Source organism: Aneurinibacillus sp. REN35 (assembly GCF_041379945.2).
In the GTDB taxonomy this organism is placed as follows: Bacteria; Bacillota; Bacilli; order Aneurinibacillales; family Aneurinibacillaceae; genus Aneurinibacillus.
On record NZ_JBFTXJ020000003.1, the window covers coordinates 45,056 to 62,283 of the forward strand.

The following is a 17,228-nucleotide window of genomic DNA, read 5'->3' on the forward strand; positions in this document are numbered from 1 at the left end:
TCATCGCCCCTTGTTCTTTTGTTTCAGCGGAACAAAACTTTCTTCAATCGCTAGGGCTTGTTTGGCAGCAGCTAAGCCGGCTGCATGACCGGTTGTAAATGCAACAGTGATGTTATAGCCGCCTGTATGCGCGTGCACATCAAGCACTTCACCTGCAAAGAAGAGACCGCGTTTTATTTTGGATTGCATGCTTTTCGGATCTACTTCTTTAACGCTGATTCCACCTCCTGTCACTGTAGCCTGTTCGAGTGGGAGCGTACCTGTAACCGTTACGGGAAATTGCTTCATGAGCCGTGCCATTTCTCTCCATTTGGCGCGCGAGATGTGTGCATATGTCGTATCTTCATCGATTTCGGCCATCTCAAGAACGAGCTGGAGCAGACGTTGAGGCAGATAGGTGCGGAGTACGTTTTTCACCGTTTTCTTCGACTCTTCTTCCATAAGAGATAGAGTTTCTTTGTCGATCTCGTCTACCGTTTTATCCGGTAGAATATCGACGGTTAGGTGAAGCGGCACCGGGCCAAATTTACGCTGCGTGACAGACACATAGTGGCTGACACGCAAGACCGCAGGTCCGGAGATGCCGAAGTGGGTGAACAGCATATCACCTTCTTCCGTACACACCTTTTTACCTTTTGGACTCCAGAGGGTAAGATAGACGCTACGCAGTGATAAGCCTTGCATTCGTGCTTCCTTGATATACGTATCTGCTGCGGTAAGAGGCACGGCCGTTGGAAATAATTCGGTAACTGTATGGCCCCCGGTACGCGCCCACGGGTATGCATCGCCGGTAGATCCGGTAGTTGGTACAGAAGCTCCGCCTGTTGCGACAATCACATGTTGACAAGGTATGATTTCGCCGGAGAGAAGCTCGACACCTTCTACGCCACTGTCATTGTATAACAATTGTTTGACAGGCTCGTTTACACGGAAGGAGACACCGAGACGCTGTACTTCGCCAAGCAGCGCATCGACTACCGTTTTGGCCTTATCACTTACAGGAAACATCCGGCCCCGATCTTCTTCCTTTAACGCAATACCAAGCCCGGTAAAAAAATCGATAATCTCCTGATTGCCAAAAGTATGTAGAGCACTGAATAGAAATTTACCGTTGCCGGGTACATTTTTCATTAATTCTTCGAGCGGTTTGGCATTGGTTACATTACAGCGTCCACCACCTGAAATCATTAATTTTCGGCCCAGCTTATTCCCTTTATCAATCAAAAGCACACGGGCATTATGAGAGGCGGCAGCGACACAGGCCATCAGCCCGGCCGGACCCCCGCCGATTACGATGACATCCCAGTGTGACATAGAAAACACCTTCCTTTTTATAGCTGAAGCAGCTCTGATCTTGTACATTTTTTTCACATGTATCTATTCTTGCCAGGATTCGGCTCAGATTGCAACTCTAACATAAAAAGAAACAGAAAAAGAGGAAATTAACAAAAAAGATAGAATATAATAAATATTCTAGTGAAAGGGAGAGAAGAAGAAATGGCTGAAATCATTCATTCATCATTAAAAGAGAAACTGCAACATATGAATCAGGAGATTGAGAAGCATGTGCGCCCTGATACTTTTCCATTGGCAATCCGAGTACTCCGCCCAGGCGAAGAAATTCCTCCTAAAGCAAAACGCCCACTTCGTGATATGCAGGTTCAATTAAGTATTTGTCAGGGCATTACGATGTCACGCCGCTACGGTTGGACGATTGCGATGGGCGGAGAAGACCTATCCTGTCCGATTGCAAAGGCAGCTTTTCATTTTGAAGAGCCGCTTCCGTTTTACAAAGAAGGGAACTTGGCGCATGGCATGTATGCCGAGACATTGGCTTGTGCCAAGTTAACTGAAGATGAAGTACCCTCTTTTACAAAAGAGGAGAGCGGCACGATTGTTGTCGGTCCATTGAGCCGCGCAGCTTTTGAACCGGATGTGATTGTCGTATATGGTAATTCAGCTCAAGTGATGCGTATGGTAGCAGCGTCGTTATTCAGAACGGGAGGCGCGATTACCTCAGAGTTCTCAGCACGTGCAGACTGTGCCGATATCGTGATACGAACGATACAGACAGATAGCCCTCAGGTTATTTTGCCTTGTTATGGTGACCGAGTGTTCGGTCAGACATATGACCATGAAATGGCGTTCTCGTTTCCGTATCGTATGAGTGAAGATGTGATGGCCGGGTTTGCTGGCACTCATAAAGGTGGCGTTCGTTATCCAATTCCGAATTTCCTTCAATATCAAGCTAAGTATCCAGCAACATATGAGAAGCTAAATAAAATGTGGGAAGAAGAATAAAGAGAATAAAAGAGAAGGGTCGGAGCTGTATAACAGTTTTCGACCCTTTTTTACTGCGTTCATTATTATAATATGGGCTTATTTTTTAGAAAATTCCGTTGACATTTCTTTACGTTGCATATTATTATATAACAGAAAAGATTATTCAACACACTGTATCAATACAGATTTGAGGTATATAACTATATACGGAGGGATTATACATGAATCATACAAAAAGACGGCACAGCTTTGATTTTGCGGTGTTACCAACAGGTACAGCCCAGACAAAGCTAAAGCAGAGAGTGAATCATTCGTTATTACAAAAGAAGCAGCGATAAAATGCAGACCGTTTGGGTCTGTATTTTTTATGAGAAAAAATGTTTTTATTATAGGCTGTTTATTCAGAATTTTTTGTTGACAGACGAGTTTGCGGTGATTATTATATAACACAAGATAAAAAATAAAAACTGTACCAATACAATAAAAGGAGAGATTATAATGATGAACAGCGCTGCGCAAAACCAGACGTTAACAGGAAGCCAATCCAAGAATACGGGCGGTAAAAAGCTGCAGGATCAAGTTACGATTATTACGGGCGGAAATGGTGGATTGGGCCGTGCAATTGCGCTTGCTTATATAGCAGAGGGAGCAAAGGTAGTGCTTGCAGCTCGCAATGAGGAAACCTTGGCGAAAGTTCATCAGGAAATCGCAGGCTTAGGGGCGGATGTGCTGAGCGTACCGACGGATGTGGCTAGTGAGACGGATTGCAAGCATCTTTTCGAGAAGACAATCGAGCGATTTGGTCGTGTTGATATTTTGGTTAACAATGCGGGAGTCTCAGGACCTACCGGTTCTGTCGCTGAAATCTCACTAGAAGATTGGAATACCACATTAAATATTGATATAACAGGTGCATTTCTATGTACGAAGGAAGCAGCCAAGTTAATGATTGCTCAGCAGTCAGGCAACATCATTAATATCTCTTCGATTTTTGGTAAACGGGCATACCCGTATCGCACACCGTATTCTGTAGCCAAATGGGGCATGATCGGCTTTACGCAGAGCGTGGCGGCAGAGCTTGGCAAGCATAATATCCGCGTGAACTGTATTTGTCCAGGGCCGGTACAAGGACCGCGTATTGAGCGTGTATGGCGGAAGAGAGCAGAGATCCGCAACGTTCCATGGGAGGTCATCCAAGATAAGATGCTTCGCATGGCCGCACTACGCCGCATTCCAACTGAAGATGAAGTAGGGAAGGTGGCGCTGTTCCTTGCTTCGGATGACTCCGCCAGCATGACAGGGCAGTCGCTAAATGTATCCTGCGGTACAGAAATGAGATAAACGAATTTATAGAAAAAAAGAAAGGTGTGCACATAATGAACATTCATCAATTTCTAACGCCAGAAGTGATTGTAACGGGTGCCGGATCGCTGCAAAAAACTGGAGAATATGCAGCACGTTATGGAAGTAGAGCGCTGATTGTAACAGATAAAATCTTGGCTGGTCTTGGTATTACAAAGCCGCTAGAAGATATTCTAGAGAAGGCGGGGATAGAGGCTGTAGTATTTTCTGATGTGTCCGGCGAGCCGACATTATCTGAAGTAAATCAAGGGCTTGCGCTATGCCGTGAAAAGGACTGTGAGGTGCTGCTTGCGATTGGCGGCGGCAGCGCTATTGATACGGCTAAAGCCATCTCGATGATGCAACGTAATGAAGCACCCATGTCTCAATACATGGGGATGGAAAAAGTGGAGCAACCGGGGCTTCCTATTATTGCAATTCCCACGACAGCAGGTACAGGTTCTGAAGTAACACGGGTGACGGTCATTACAGACGAAGAAACCGATGTCAAAATGATGATCGCCAGTCGTTTTCTTGTACCGTGTGTTGCCATACTTGATCCGCAGTTGACAGTAAGCTGTCCGAAGGGCGTAACAGCAGGGACGGGAGTGGATGCGCTGACCCATGCAATCGAAGCCTATATCTCACGTAAACAGCAACCGCTGACGGATACGATGGCGCTATCAGCGATTCGTCGGATCTATCCGAACTTGGAGCGAGCATGGATAGACGGTAACGATATGGAAGCACGTGAACAAGTGCTAATCGGTGCGATGGAAGCAGGTCTTGCGTTCAGCAATGCGTCGGTTGCTCTTGTGCACGGCATGTCGCGCCCGATCGGAGCACTGTTTCATGTGCCGCATGGTATCTCAAATGCGATTTTGCTTCCTTCAGTTATGCGCTTTTCTGCGCCGCAGGCTGTAGAACGTTTTGCTGATATTGCCCGTGCGATGGGAGTCGATACAGAAGGGATGCCGTTGGAAGAAGCGGCTGATCTTGCAGTGTCGATGGTTGAAAATTTGTGTGAATCGCTCCAGCTTCCATCGTTGCAAGAGCTTGGCGTCGATCCGGAGAAATTCATGGAGGCTGCGCCGAAGATGGCTAAGGATGCGCTGGCAAGCGGCAGTCCGGGCAATAATCCTCGTCTTGCCAATGATGAAGAAATTATTGAATTATATAAGGAGCTTGTTGAGAAATCTTATCTGACAAAGGGGGCATAGCATATGCACCATACAACAACCCCTTTCCAGTTTCATCGGCTTGCGGAGGGAAAACCTCCGCAGGTCGTTGTTTGTCCAACCTGTCACAAGCTGTATCAGAAATCGCGTCTTTTGGAAGAAGCATATACGTGTGAATGTGGTTTTCAATTTCGTTTTACAGCAAAAAACCGCATTAAGACCTTGCTGGACCCTGGAAGTTTTGCCGAGTGGAATGCGCAGCTCGCCAGCGTTAATCCGCTGGAGTTTAACGGATATGATGAGAAGTTAATGAAAGCAGGCCGCAGCAGCGGAGTAAAAGAGGGGGTCATTACCGGGGAAGGTACGCTGCATGGTGAGCGTGTTGTGGTAGCGGTTATGGAACCGTTATTCATGATGGGCAGCATGGGTTCGGCCATCGGTGAGAAAATCACACGCGCGATAGAAGGAGCCACAAAAGAGGGGCTGCCTGTTCTTATTTTTTCTGCATCTGGCGGTGCACGGATGCAGGAAGGAGTACTTAGTCTGATGCAGATGGCCAAGACGAGTGCGGCACTGAAGCGTCATGAAGAAGCTGGATTGCTGTATATTTCCGTGCTTACACATCCGACTACAGGTGGGGTGACTGCAAGCTATGCAATGCTAGGAGATATTATTATATCCGAGCCGGGTGCATTAATTGGATTTGCCGGAAGGCGTGTAATTGAGCAAACGATTAAGCAGAAGCTTCCAGACGGATTTCAAAGTGCTGAGTTTTTGCTTGAGCATGGAATGCTTGATGCGATTGTACCGCGCAAGCGAATGAGGGACACGCTGGCCCAATTTGTAGCGCTGCACCGCAGGCCGAAGGAATGGAGAGCCTATGGCGGTTGAAGAGTATGAAGCACAAGTACCCCTTTTCCGTATTACCCCGCGTACAGTAGGGGAGCGAGTCAAGCTATCGCGACATCCGGAGCGTCCGTTGACAAGTGATTATATTTCCGGTTTATTTCCAGATTTTATCGAATTAAAAGGGGACCGTCTATACGGTAATGATGAGTCACTTTTGGCAGGACTTGCGACTTTTCAAGGCATTCCGGTGACCGTAATCGGACATGAGAAGGGGAGGGGAACACGCGACAAAATTGCCCGAAACTTTGGAATGTCGCAGCCGGAAGGATATCGTAAAGCCTTGCGTTTGATGCGACAAGCAGAAAAATTTGGACGTCCGATTCTGACCTTTATTGATACACCTGGAGCTTATCCTGGCCTTGAAGCGGAAGAGAGAGGTGTCGCAGAAGCGATTGCCCGCAACCTATTGGAGATGGCTGGGCTGCGTACTATCATTTTAAGTGTGGTGATTGGAGAAGGTGGTAGCGGCGGTGCGCTTGGCATCGGAGTAAGTGATCGACTTTTTATGCTGGAAAATGCTTATTATTCCGTTATCAGTCCGGAAGGTTGTGCTTCGATCTTATGGAAAGATGCCAGTAAGTGGGAGGAAGCAGCGCAATCATTGAAAATTACAGCCGATGAACTCTATCGTCTCGGAGTCATTGATGAGATATTTGCGGAGCCAGGTGAAGGTGCGCATACGGCTGTGCGGGAGACGGTCGCATATGTTGGCAGAAGATTACGGTATCACTTAGAAGGTTTATTACAGCAGCCAATGGATGAGATCATGAAACAGCGCTATGAACGTTTGCGTCGTCTAGGTGAATATCAGGAATGAAAAATATAGGAAAAGCTGAGTAAAGCCCGCCTTGTTGTAGAACAGAATGCGGGTTTTTCGGCGTGTGAGGAAATTCTCCCACTCTGTAGCAAAACAATGGTATAATAAAGGAGATGTTTATGCATTTACTAGTGGTATGGGAGGGAGTTACCCATGGAAAGATACTTAAAATTATTGTCAGAGGCTGAACAGAAAAATGGCAATACACAAAGTTTTGTGCTCGAGTTGATCCGCCAGATTACGTTTGATGCAAGCCTTTCATCAAAAGAGAGAACAGATGAGATTAAAAAAATCTATTGGGCGCTGGATGAGTATGCTGGAGTGAAATAGTCTTTCCTTGTACAGAACAAACCGCTTTATAGCTAAGCAGACGGAATAGGTAAAGGTAAATTAATAGACATAAGCAAAAGAAATGGGTTGTCCGACATGGACACCCTTTTTATTTTTGGATACGTGTATTTATAATTTTCCAAGCGAAAAGAAGGAATTCGAATAAAGACAACGAATAGTAATGTAATACATGACAAACTTGAATTAAACTTCGCGGATACATATTCCCACTACTTCCACCATAACTACTGTTATTGTAGTAATTAAAGTCAGAAGATTTCGTCTCTTGTCCATTCCATCATGATTCTTACTCCCTTTTTATTTTACTTCCTAGTTGTTCATCATGGCTCATCTTGTGTACGTGCTTTTTTTCACAATATATCCATTCTGCACAAGGAGGCTTTTTTATGCACATTCTGGTATGTGTTAAGCAAGTGCCGGATACGAAGATCATTAAGATTGACCCTAAGACCAATACGCTTGACAGGCGTGGTGTTCCGGCTATTTTAAATCCGTACGATACGCATGCGGTCGAGGAAGCGGTACGATTGCGTGCGCGATACGGTGGAAAAGTGACCATTCTATCGATGGGACCGCCGCAAGCTGTGGCAGCTATTAAAAAATGCGTAGAAATTGGAGCAGACGAGGGCTATCTAATCTCAGACCGCGCATTTGCAGGGGCGGATACGCTGGCTACCAGCTATGCTCTGTCCCGCGCCATCAACCGTATCATGAAAGAAGAGCCAATTGATTTAGTTATCTGCGGCAAGATGGCAATTGACGGTGATACAGGACAAGTGGGTCCTGGGATTGCACGTCGTATGAACATTCCACCGTTGACCGGAGTGAAGAAGGTGGTGGAGGTGGATAAAGCAAACAGAAAAATCGTTGTCCATCGTAAATTTGAAGATGGTCATGAAGTGCTGCAATCTGTCATTCCGTGCTTGCTTACAGTAGAGAAGGAGATCAATGAGGTTCCTTATTCCCCTCTTCCCAACATGATTCGAGCTGCCCGTTACCAGCCTACTGTGTGGACGGTGAATGAATTGGAGGATGTAGATCGTACTCAGCTTGGGCTTAAGGGCTCGCCCACTATTGTCGGCAAGATGTTCAGCCCACCTAAGCCCGAAGGTGGAAAGCGTCTTACAGGCACGACTGATCAACAGGTACATCAACTCGTTGATATCCTGTTAAAAGAAAAACGCGAATTACTCGTGCAGGGAGGCAAATAACATGGCTGTTACAATTTCTGCTGCTTGTATTTCTTGTGGAACTTGTGTAGATACCTGCCCGGTAAGTGCATTGTATCTTGGACCGGATAAGTGTGAGGTGGATGCGGCAAAATGCGAGGAATGTACTGATTGTATTCCGGTTTGTCCAACAGAAGCAATTAGTTTGCCAAATCCTACAAAAACAAAAGCGGCCCCGCCGCCAGCTCCTTCTGTTGCCGAAGAAAAGCCAAAAGAAACGACAGAGCCGATCGCCCAATCTACGCCTCCACCTGCCGCACTGAAGACGGAAGCGCAGACGGAGAAACGTACAGACGGATTTGCTGACCATGAAGGTGTCTGGGTATTTATTGATCAGACAGACGGCGTCATTGCCGGAGTATCCCTTGAACTGCTCGGAGCGGGACGGCGTTTGGCAGATAAGCTCAATACGCCGCTCTCTGGTTTCATGCTGGGTCATCAGATTGAACCGCTCACACAGACATGTTTTGAATACGGAGCGGACCAGATGTATATCATTGATGATTCTGTTCTAAAGGACTACCGATCGGAGACGTACATGAAAGGAACGGTGGACCTGTGCAATAAATATAAGCCGGAAATTATTCTATATGGTGCCACAATCAACGGCAAGGATCTGGCCAGTGCGGTAGCTACAGATCTTGCGACAGGGTTGACTGCCGACTGTACAATGCTGGATGTGGAGCCGCAGAAGCGTTTGCTCGAGGCGAGTCGTCCAGCTTTTGGGGGCAATATTATGGCAACGATTCTTTGTAAAAACCATCGTCCACAGATGGCAACGGTTCGCTCAAAAGTAATGAAAGCACTGGAGCCGCAAAAAGGCCGTGTGGGTACGGTTATTCATGAGCCGCTTGGTATGCATGAAAATGACCTGCAGACAAAAGTGCTAGAGATTGTCCGAGAGACCGGCAAGCGAGTAAAGCTCGATGAAGCTCATATTATTGTTGCAGGTGGCAAAGGTTTGGGAGATGCGAAAGGTTTTCAGATTTGCTATGACTTAGCTGAAGTGCTCGGTGCAAGCGTCGGTGCGAGCCGTGATGCAGTTGAAGCAGGATGGATCGATCACCATTATCAGATTGGGCAGACTGGAGTTACCGTGACGCCGAAGATTTACTTTGCGATTGCCATATCCGGTGCAGTACAGCACATTGTTGGCATGCAGAACTCCGAGTTTATTATTGCGATTAATAAGGACCCGGACGCTCCCATTCACAGTGTGGCTACGTACAGCATTATTGGCGATGCATTTGAAGTCGTACCAAAGCTTATCGAAGCGTTCAAAAAAGTCGTAAAAGGCGGTGAAGCAGTCCATGTCTGAGAAGTTTGACGCAATTATAGTGGGTGCCGGACCTGCGGGAACATCTGCCGCATATACTATGGCGAAAGCAGGATTAAACGTACTGCTGATTGAGCGGGGAGAATATCCCGGCGCTAAGAATGTTATGGGCGGGGTATTGTATCGTCACCAAATGGAAGAGATGATTCCTGGTTTTTATAAAGAAGCGCCAGTCGAGCGTCCGGTTGTGGAACAGCGATTTTGGATGCTTGGAGAAGATTCTGTATTTACAAGCGGATACAAGGGGCTTGAGTGGAGCAAGGAACCGTACAACAACTTTACTGTATTGCGCGCCAAGTTCGATCAATGGTACGCCAGCAAAGCGGTTGAAGCAGGCGCGCTTTTGATCAATGAAACAGTCGTGACAGAATGTCTCGTTGAAGACGGGAAAGTAGTAGGGGTGCGTACGGATCGGCCTGATGGTGATGTGTACGCGGATGTAGTCGTCCTAGCCGATGGGGTAAATTCTCTGCTTTCCAAGTCGCTTGGCTTCCATAAAGAATTTAAACCGGATGAAGTAGCGCTTGCTGTGATGGAAGTGGTCAACCTGCCAGCGGAAAAAATTGAAGATCGGTTTAATCTAGAGCCAAATCAGGGTACGACGATTGAGATTTTTGGTGATGCAACAAAAGGCATCCTGGGTACGGGTTTCATTTATACCAATAAGGAGAGCATTAATATTGGGGTGGGAGCCACACTCTCGGGTATGATTAAGCATAAACTTCGTCCGTATGACTTGCTTGATTACCTGAAAAACCATCCGATTGTACGTCCGCTGATCCGTGGCGGCGAGTCGATGGAATATGCCGCACACCTTATTCCGGAGGGCGGATACAATGCGATGCCTAAGATTGTAGGCAATGGTGTGGTTGTAATTGGTGATGCCGGACAGATGGTCAACAGTATTCACCGTGAGGGCAGCAACATGGCGATGACATCGGGCCGCTTAGCGGCAGAGACGATCGTGCTTGCCAAGCAAGCGGGGGATTTCTCAGCCAATATGCTTGATACGTATCGAGTTCGCCTGCTTGAGAGCTTCGTTGGACAGGATTTGAAGAAGTATAAAGACGCAACGCATACGTTTGAATCGTATCCGCAGTATTTTAAAGAATACATCCCAATGATCAACCAGGCGGCAAGCCAGTTCTTTACGGTGGATGGGATGCCGAAGCGTGAGAAGCAGAAGAAGATTTTTAGAGGATTGACAGAGGGTAAGAGTAAGCTTGGGATGGTGCAGGACATTTATCGCGCATGGAAGGTGATGAAATAATGAGTCTCGTACCAAAAACAAACACGATTGAAGAGAAGCAGTATTTGGTGAGATTTCGAGCGGATACCCAGTCGCATCTGCATGTGCTTAATCATGATGTGTGTGCGACAAGCTGCCCCGATAAGCTGTGCACGGTGTTCTGTCCGGCGGAAGTGTATAAGTGGGAAGGCATGCGGATGGCGGTCGGCTACGAGGGCTGTCATGAATGCGGCAGCTGCCGCATTGGCTGTCCGTACCAGAACATCAAGTGGGAGTATCCGAAAGGCGGACACGGGATTGTGTTCAGACTGGCGTAGAGGGAGAGTTGTGAGAAGTATAAGCTAAGGCAGTAATTATTTTACCTTTTTCATTGAAAAACTCGACTAAAATTCAATGGATGTGACCGTTAAAGAGGGCTTAATAAGCTCTCTTTTTTTTGTTATGTAAGTATGCATTGTATAGCCTAATGGTAGAAGAAAAGTAAGACACTTGAACATATGGGCTTGTCCAAGATTAGCTACGCAAGTATTTAACTACGGAAATTCCAACGTGCGTGTAGTGATATTTGTGATGTGTTATCTATTGGTGGCGCAAGAATATCAATAAACCGGTTAGATGAAGATGAACGGAATACTATTCCTATCACAGATTCACTTGGAATAATGTAAAATAGAAAGAATATGAAAAAAGGCAACTGCATAACGTCGGAAGAACTTGAAAAGAAGTTTGAAGAATCAAATGAAGATGGGCATCTAGAGTGAAGAGTTTATCCAGGACCACTGCCCGTGGTGATTTCAATCTGAACGATGCTCAAATGGATAGAGATTACAAATAAGATTTTTGACATTAAAGAAATAACCTATATACAGTAAATGAAAATTTTGCGAGAACAAGGGGAAAAAAGGATGTCCTGGTATTTAGATAATGTTTACGACCTAAACAAAGAATCGCCGTATACGTTTTATATTCCAAGTTCAGAGGTGTTGGACAAATTAAAAGTTGGTGATTTGGTAAAGTTAATCTTCGTAACTGAGGAAGCTGAAGATGATGGGTTTAGAGGAGAGAGAATGTGGGTTCAAATCACCCACATAAAAGAAAAGAAATTTATAGGGAAACTGGACAATGTGCCTCACCGTTTACCTTTAAAAATAGGTGATGAGATTTCATTCGGAATTGAAAACATATGTGATACTGAATATGAAGATCCAAATTCAACTGAATGGGATTTTTATTTTGACACTTTAGTAACGGTTAGCGAAGACGTACTTGAAAAAAGAGAATTCAACTTTATGATAAAAGATTATCCAAATGGTGAAGGTGATTCTGGTTGGTCAATATTAAGCGGCTATGAGGATGAAAACTTTCAGATTGTCTCTGTTGGAGTAATCTTAAATATCGATGATTCCATTTTAGAATTTATCCAAGAACCGCCTTTATGTGCGTATGAAAGAAATGATGAAGGCGAATTTTATAAGATTGATGATTACGATTGGGAAAGTTATGTAAACGGTTAATTGAAATAGGAATCAGTATAGCCAGATTTATATACATGCTGGCATTTTTGATAAGTTGGTTGAAAAAGACAGGGGAGTTTTTTGCATGGGAACAGTGGTCAAACTATTATTGATAATAACGGGGGTATGGATTTTGGGAAGCATGTTTGTCCTTGGTGGGCTTCCCTTATTCGATTTTCTGATACACAAAAAGAAATATAATAACAGTGAGATTCAGCAAATAGTATCTCAGTATCTTCAAGATAAGTATAAAGAAAAATTTATTATAGGTGAGGTTACCTATAGTCGTCCACTCGGTGATAAAGGGGGAACGTACTACATAGATGCAATGCCAGAAAGAAATAAAAATCTCCGTTTTGGCGTGATCGATAATGAAGAAATGACTTCACCATCCGATGATTACAAAGAGGCGAAGTGGCGGGATGAAGCAAGGAATGAAATCAAACCGTTAATTGATCGGCTTTACCCTGATAAGTTCGGATTTATGGTTAATGTAGGAGCCGATGAAGAAATAAAAGATAAATACTCTGTAAACATTCCGTATTACCAGATAAAAAGGGAACAATCGAAAGAGTTAGAAGAGTACCTGTTTATCTATCCCTACAAAACCGTAACTCCGCAAAATGTTAATAAAGAAATGGAAAAATTGTTTGAGATTTATCAGTATTTAAAAATGAAAAATATAAAGGGATTTAAAATACAAGTCAGATATGTAAATGAAAAGATAAAAGAAGAAGTAACCATGAAAGAAAGTGAAAAGAACGGTCTGGAAAGTTATGAGAATACCTACAGAGAACGGTTTTGTTATTTTTTTAACTTGGATGTACAAATGAAACCTGAAGAGGCGAAAGTGCAAGCTATTCACTCGGCAAGTGACCTTTTACCGTTTGGTCGATTCCTGAATACGCCGAAAGTGTCATAATAAAATCTACATTTGCTTAATGGGATTGTGTTCAGACTGGCGTAAAAAGAACGAAAAAAGAAGCGCTCTTTGTACAGGGTGCTTCTTTTTTTGTTTCATAACTGTATGGTTGAAACAATCCAGTGGATTAGAACGTCTCTAGGTGAAAGGGGAGATGTACATGCGGATAAACAATCAAACTGCTTTATACATTTGTTTCGCCTTGTTTTTTGTGCTGTTTGCCTCTGCTCCTTCGATCGCATATGCCTGTTCATGTGTTGAACTGCCGGGTGTTAAAGAGGAATATGAACGCTCTGCCGCTGTTTTTTCTGGCAAAGTGATAGAAGTGAAAGAAAGACAGCAGCTAAATGGTGAAAGGACAAAATCTGTTCTTTTCGATGTGACAACCACCTGGAAAGGAGTATCCGAATCTCAAGTGATCATTACTACGGGTTTTGGCGGTGGTGATTGCGGATATGAATTTAAGCAGGGAAAAGAGTATATCGTATATGCCTCCCAATCATCCATGTATGGTGGTAACGCTCTTGTCACCACGATTTGCAACAGAACGAATGAAGCATCTTCTGCCAAAGAGGATGTGACCCTATTAGGAAAAGGAAAGACACCGACAGAACAAGTAAATCTCAAAAATCCAGGACAAGACATTGGTGTGTACGTATGGATCTTAGCCCTTGTAGTAGTTGGGGTTATCGTTTTTATTTGGAGAAGGAAGAAGAGATACTAACATGCCGTACATGCAGAGCAGGGGATTACATGAAAGGAATAGGCATGCAGCATGAGAATGAAATAGGAGAAAAGAATGGCTGACCATAAAGGACGAATGAGTTGGTCGATTACGGACAGCCTCGTTTTTTTATAGACCCTCAATCTCAGGCGTATACACAAATTGCTTATGAGGAATCAGATCAATTAAAAAGCAGCCGCTTGATTTTTTTTATTGCGCAAAGCGGTTGGGATATAGACGCAAAACGGTTCGCTTTCCAGGTAATCCCCTGTCACAGCATACGTCCTTGAGCGGGAGCCTCCGCATACAAAACGGTATTCACATACCCCGCACTTTCCCTTATACAAATCAGGGTTGCGAAGCTCTTGGAGAATCGGTGATTCCCGATAGATCTCTTGCAATGATTTTTCTCGAATGTTTCCGACTTTGATCGGCAGCAAGCCGCTTGGAAAAACATCCCCTGTATGCGAAACGAAAATGAAACCATTTCCGTCGTTTACCCCTTTAGGTGCTCTTTTTAAGCCGTCAACGATTGAGGCTGCATCATTCGTAATCGTATCTTCATAGCGAATGATACCTCTATCCAGCTTCTGTTCTTTGACCTTTTGTTGCAGAACCACGCGCCTGTAGTGCTGGGCGGCTGTTGTTTTGATGTCAAAGGGAGCGGTCTTCCCTAATTCGTACAGCCATGTGAATACTTTTTCATGTTCAGCCGGTGAAAGACACGCATCAAGCTGTCCCCTTCCTGTTGGAACAAGCAAAAAGATGTACCACATGATCGCTCCAATATCTTTGATCAGTTCCGCCATTTGCTCGAGATGATCAACATTGTATTTTGAAATCACTGTATTAATTTGCAGCGGCATCTCAAGTTCGTTTAAGTAGTTTATTTTTTCAAGCGTTAAGTCGAACGATCCCGGTGTTCCTCTGAAATGGTCATGAATATCCGGTGTAGGGCCGTCAAGGCTAAAGCCCCACCTTGATAGGCCCACTTCCTTCGCTCTTTGCATGTTTTCTTTTGTAACATTTGCGGTAGCGCTTGGGGTCATGGAGACGCGCATTCCTTTTTTTACAGCATACTCTGCCAGTTCGTACAGGTCTTCTCTCATCATACAGTCGCCGCCCGTAAAAACTAATAGCGGATTATTCATTTCATAGATTTGATCGATGAGCTGAAATCCCTCTGTATGGCTTAATTCATTTGCGTCCGGTGTCAGTTGTGCATCCGCTCTGCAATGAATGCATTTGAGCTGACAAGCCCTAGTAACCTCCCAAATGACGATATAGGGGTTTTGATTGTAATCGATGATATGTTGATGATGATGTCCTTTCATTTGCATGCGTATCACCATTCTTCTACATAATTTTTACTGCTATCTTCATTATAAATTTGATCGTTTGCAGAGAAGGAAAAAAATGTTACAAATCGACTACAAATAGTTTGTAATTTATTGACTTCCTTTTTCAGATCGTTTATGTTTAGGGTAACTAAAACGCGGAAGGGTGACCCAATTACATGAAGTACTAATCCTATTTTTCGAGAACCTTTCAATTGAAGGCATTGGTAAGAGAGTATGTTATTGCTCTTATTCCGTCTGTCTTCAATCGGAGTTTTCAAAATAGGATTGGATTATTGTGGTTGGGCCGAAAGGGAGCGGTCTCTCTTTCTGTGTACACCTATGCCTCCTATTTTGAATGCGAATAGGAGGCATTTTTTTGTCTCCAGATCAGGAAGAATGGAGATGATTGATTTGATGTTATTGGAAGCGAACGATGTGAAAATCTCTGTCCAAGACCGCTTACTAGTAGATGTGCGAATGCTTGGCATTTATAAGAATGATCGAATTGGTCTTGTCGGGAGAAACGGAAGCGGCAAGACGAGTTTACTGCAGGTATTAGCAGGAAAGACAGAACCTGAAGAAGGGGTTGTCACGATTCGTGCCACGAGCGAATTGCTGCCGCAATTAAAGCACCAGGATAGCGTCAAAAGCGGTGGCGAGGTAACTCAAGAATATATTAATGAAGTATTTACGAAGAATCCAGCCATTCTTTTTGCGGATGAGCCGACGACGAACCTGGATACCACCCATATTGAATGGGTGGAGAAGAAACTCTCGGTGTGGAAGGGCGCTTTGGTAATTGTTTCTCATGACCGCGCTTTTCTGGATGCGCTCTGTACGACAATATGGGAGATCGATGAAGGAAGGCTGTCTATTTATAAAGGGAACTATTCCGATTATGTCAAGCAAAAGGAGGAGCAGAAGCGCCAGCAGGAGATCGCCTATGAGAAATACGAAAAAAAGAAGAAACAGCTTGAAGAAGCCGCAAAACTAAAAGAGAAGAAAGCAAACAGAGCAACGAAAGCGCCAAAATCAGTTAGTCCGTCTGAAGCAAAAATTACCGGAGCGAAGCCGTATTTTGCGAAGAAGCAGAAGAAGCTTCAGCAGACGGTTAAAGCGATGGAAACGCGCATAGACAAACTGGAGAAGGTAGAGAAGGTAAAGGAAGCGACTCCGATTAAAATGAATCTGCCGAACGAAGCCGTTTTTAAAGGACGGACCATTGTGCGGGCGGTCGAGGTGCCGGGGATGATCGGACGCCGTGTTCTTTGGGAGCCGGCAAGCTTTCACATCCGGGGTGGGGATAAGGTGGCGATCATTGGGCCGAACGGCAGCGGAAAAACGACACTGATAAAGAAGATGATCCACCAAAAGGAGGGAATTACTCTCTCTCCTTCCATGAAAATCGGCTATTTCAGCCAGAATTTAAGCATATTGGACAGCCAGCGGACAGTGCTAGAAAATGTAAGCGTCACCTCAAAGCAGGATGAGACCCTGATCCGGACGGTACTTGCAAGGCTGCGATTCTTTCGGGACGATGTGCATAAGCCTGTCGGTGTTTTGAGTGGAGGCGAGAGGGTAAAGGTTGCTTTGGCAAAGTTGTTTGTCTCTGATATTAATACGCTCATTCTCGATGAGCCGACGAATTTTCTTGATACGGAAGCGGTGGAAGCGCTGGAATCGTTATTGATCGAATACGAAGGTACCGTGATATTTGTGTCCCATGACCGGCAGTTTATCGAGAATGTCGCCACAAGAATTCTTGCGATTGATGAGAAGAAGATTGAGGTATTTGAAGGAACGTTTGCAGAATATAAGCGGCAGGTGCAAGCACAAAGCCGGGATACAACAGAAGACCAACGGTTGGTAATTGAAACAAAGCTCTCGGAAGTGCTGAGCAAGCTTAGCTTAGAGCCTTCGGAAGAACTGGAGAGGGAGTTTCAGAAGCTTCTACAGGAGAAGCGAAGGTTGGAGAATACCACATAACAAAAGGACCCGCTCGCTGTAGCGGGTCCTTTTGTTTACATGGTTGGTT

General features: G+C 44.8%; 16 protein-coding genes and 1 pseudogene. 15 read left to right on the forward strand and 2 right to left on the reverse strand.

The annotated features are described in order from the left end of the window. Nucleotides 1-1,314 (reverse strand): BaiN/RdsA family NAD(P)/FAD-dependent oxidoreductase, encoded by a 1,314-nt coding sequence (locus AB3351_RS06500; RefSeq protein WP_371146324.1) that lies wholly within the window; start codon nt 1,312-1,314, stop codon nt 1-3. Nucleotides 1,315-1,497: 183 nt separating this feature from the next. Here AB3351_RS06500 and AB3351_RS06505 point away from each other — a divergent pair, with 183 nt between their 5' ends. From AB3351_RS06505 to AB3351_RS06570, 14 genes and pseudogenes are all read left to right on the forward strand, one after another. Beyond that, nucleotides 1,498-2,301: a DUF169 domain-containing protein gene (locus AB3351_RS06505; protein ID WP_371146325.1), complete on the forward strand. Its 804-nt coding sequence runs from the start codon at nt 1,498-1,500 to the stop codon at nt 2,299-2,301. A 480-nt stretch (nt 2,302-2,781) separates the two neighbouring features. Continuing rightward, entirely contained in the window at nt 2,782-3,624 is an 843-nt protein-coding gene (locus AB3351_RS06510; RefSeq protein ID WP_371146326.1) for an SDR family NAD(P)-dependent oxidoreductase, read from the forward strand. Nucleotides 3,625-3,659: 35 nt separating this feature from the next. After that, nucleotides 3,660-4,844: an iron-containing alcohol dehydrogenase gene (locus AB3351_RS06515; RefSeq protein WP_371146327.1), complete on the forward strand. Its 1,185-nt coding sequence runs from the start codon at nt 3,660-3,662 to the stop codon at nt 4,842-4,844. Nucleotides 4,845-4,847: 3 nt separating this feature from the next. Continuing rightward, entirely contained in the window at nt 4,848-5,693 is an 846-nt protein-coding gene (gene accD, locus AB3351_RS06520) for an acetyl-CoA carboxylase, carboxyltransferase subunit beta (protein ID WP_371146328.1), read from the forward strand. After that, nucleotides 5,683-6,528, forward strand: coding sequence for an acetyl-CoA carboxylase carboxyltransferase subunit alpha (locus AB3351_RS06525; RefSeq protein ID WP_371146329.1), 846 nt, complete (start codon nt 5,683-5,685; stop codon nt 6,526-6,528). Before accD ends, AB3351_RS06525 begins: the two co-directional genes overlap by 11 nt. 153 nt (nt 6,529-6,681) lie before the next feature. Continuing rightward, a complete protein-coding gene (locus tag AB3351_RS06530; protein WP_206249633.1) occupies nt 6,682-6,858 on the forward strand; it encodes a hypothetical protein in 177 nt (58 codons plus the stop codon). Nucleotides 6,859-7,265: 407 nt separating this feature from the next. After that, nucleotides 7,266-8,090 (forward strand): electron transfer flavoprotein subunit beta/FixA family protein, encoded by an 825-nt coding sequence (locus tag AB3351_RS06535; RefSeq protein ID WP_371146330.1) that lies wholly within the window; start codon nt 7,266-7,268, stop codon nt 8,088-8,090. Between the two features lies 1 nt (nt 8,091). Next, nucleotides 8,092-8,235 (forward strand): annotated as a pseudogene (locus tag AB3351_RS06540) (4Fe-4S dicluster domain-containing protein); the annotation flags it as partial. Nucleotides 8,236-8,367: 132 nt separating this feature from the next. After that, a complete protein-coding gene (locus AB3351_RS06545; protein WP_371146832.1) occupies nt 8,368-9,426 on the forward strand; it encodes an electron transfer flavoprotein subunit alpha/FixB family protein in 1,059 nt (352 codons plus the stop codon). Next, entirely contained in the window at nt 9,419-10,714 is a 1,296-nt protein-coding gene (locus AB3351_RS06550) for an FAD-dependent oxidoreductase (RefSeq protein WP_371146331.1), read from the forward strand. The genes AB3351_RS06545 and AB3351_RS06550 overlap by 8 nt, the downstream gene beginning before the upstream one ends. Beyond that, on the forward strand, nt 10,696-11,010 hold the full coding sequence (locus AB3351_RS06555) for a ferredoxin family protein (RefSeq protein WP_371146332.1): 315 nt from the start codon (nt 10,696-10,698) through the stop codon (nt 11,008-11,010). The genes AB3351_RS06550 and AB3351_RS06555 overlap by 19 nt, the downstream gene beginning before the upstream one ends. A 588-nt stretch (nt 11,011-11,598) precedes the next feature. Then, on the forward strand, nt 11,599-12,207 hold the full coding sequence (locus AB3351_RS06560) for an immunity protein Imm33 domain-containing protein (protein ID WP_371146333.1): 609 nt from the start codon (nt 11,599-11,601) through the stop codon (nt 12,205-12,207). An 85-nt stretch (nt 12,208-12,292) separates the two neighbouring features. Then, complete coding sequence (locus AB3351_RS06565) at nt 12,293-13,129, forward strand: hypothetical protein (RefSeq protein ID WP_371146334.1); 837 nt, start codon at nt 12,293-12,295, stop codon at nt 13,127-13,129. Between the two features lie 160 nt (nt 13,130-13,289). Then, nucleotides 13,290-13,853 (forward strand): hypothetical protein, encoded by a 564-nt coding sequence (locus AB3351_RS06570; protein WP_371146335.1) that lies wholly within the window; start codon nt 13,290-13,292, stop codon nt 13,851-13,853. Nucleotides 13,854-14,038: 185 nt separating this feature from the next. Here AB3351_RS06570 and AB3351_RS06575 read toward each other — a convergent pair whose 3' ends face one another. Next, nucleotides 14,039-15,193, reverse strand: coding sequence for a TIGR04053 family radical SAM/SPASM domain-containing protein (locus AB3351_RS06575; protein ID WP_371146336.1), 1,155 nt, complete (start codon nt 15,191-15,193; stop codon nt 14,039-14,041). Nucleotides 15,194-15,604: 411 nt separating this feature from the next. Between AB3351_RS06575 and AB3351_RS06580 the strand changes: the two genes are divergently transcribed. Beyond that, complete coding sequence (locus tag AB3351_RS06580; protein WP_371146833.1) at nt 15,605-17,179, forward strand: Vga family ABC-F type ribosomal protection protein; 1,575 nt, start codon at nt 15,605-15,607, stop codon at nt 17,177-17,179. Nucleotides 17,180-17,228: the final 49 nt, after the last annotated feature.

Bases quoted from the DNA above. Each gene is read 5' to 3' on its own strand.
- AB3351_RS06500 (WP_371146324.1), bottom strand. From the start codon at position 1,314: ATGTCACACTGGGATGTCATCGTAATCGGCGGGGGTCCGGCCGGGCTG.
- AB3351_RS06505 (WP_371146325.1), top strand. From the start codon at position 1,498: ATGGCTGAAATCATTCATTCATCATTAAAAGAGAAACTGCAACATATG.
- AB3351_RS06510 (WP_371146326.1), top strand. From the start codon at position 2,782: ATGATGAACAGCGCTGCGCAAAACCAGACGTTAACAGGAAGCCAATCC.
- AB3351_RS06515 (WP_371146327.1), top strand. From the start codon at position 3,660: ATGAACATTCATCAATTTCTAACGCCAGAAGTGATTGTAACGGGTGCC.
- accD (WP_371146328.1), top strand. From the start codon at position 4,848: ATGCACCATACAACAACCCCTTTCCAGTTTCATCGGCTTGCGGAGGGA.
- AB3351_RS06525 (WP_371146329.1), top strand. From the start codon at position 5,683: ATGGCGGTTGAAGAGTATGAAGCACAAGTACCCCTTTTCCGTATTACC.
- AB3351_RS06530 (WP_206249633.1), top strand. From the start codon at position 6,682: ATGGAAAGATACTTAAAATTATTGTCAGAGGCTGAACAGAAAAATGGC.
- AB3351_RS06535 (WP_371146330.1), top strand. From the start codon at position 7,266: ATGCACATTCTGGTATGTGTTAAGCAAGTGCCGGATACGAAGATCATT.
- AB3351_RS06550 (WP_371146331.1), top strand. From the start codon at position 9,419: ATGTCTGAGAAGTTTGACGCAATTATAGTGGGTGCCGGACCTGCGGGA.
- AB3351_RS06555 (WP_371146332.1), top strand. From the start codon at position 10,696: ATGGAAGGTGATGAAATAATGAGTCTCGTACCAAAAACAAACACGATT.
- AB3351_RS06560 (WP_371146333.1), top strand. From the start codon at position 11,599: ATGTCCTGGTATTTAGATAATGTTTACGACCTAAACAAAGAATCGCCG.
- AB3351_RS06565 (WP_371146334.1), top strand. From the start codon at position 12,293: ATGGGAACAGTGGTCAAACTATTATTGATAATAACGGGGGTATGGATT.
- AB3351_RS06570 (WP_371146335.1), top strand. From the start codon at position 13,290: ATGCGGATAAACAATCAAACTGCTTTATACATTTGTTTCGCCTTGTTT.
- AB3351_RS06575 (WP_371146336.1), bottom strand. From the start codon at position 15,193: ATGCAAATGAAAGGACATCATCATCAACATATCATCGATTACAATCAA.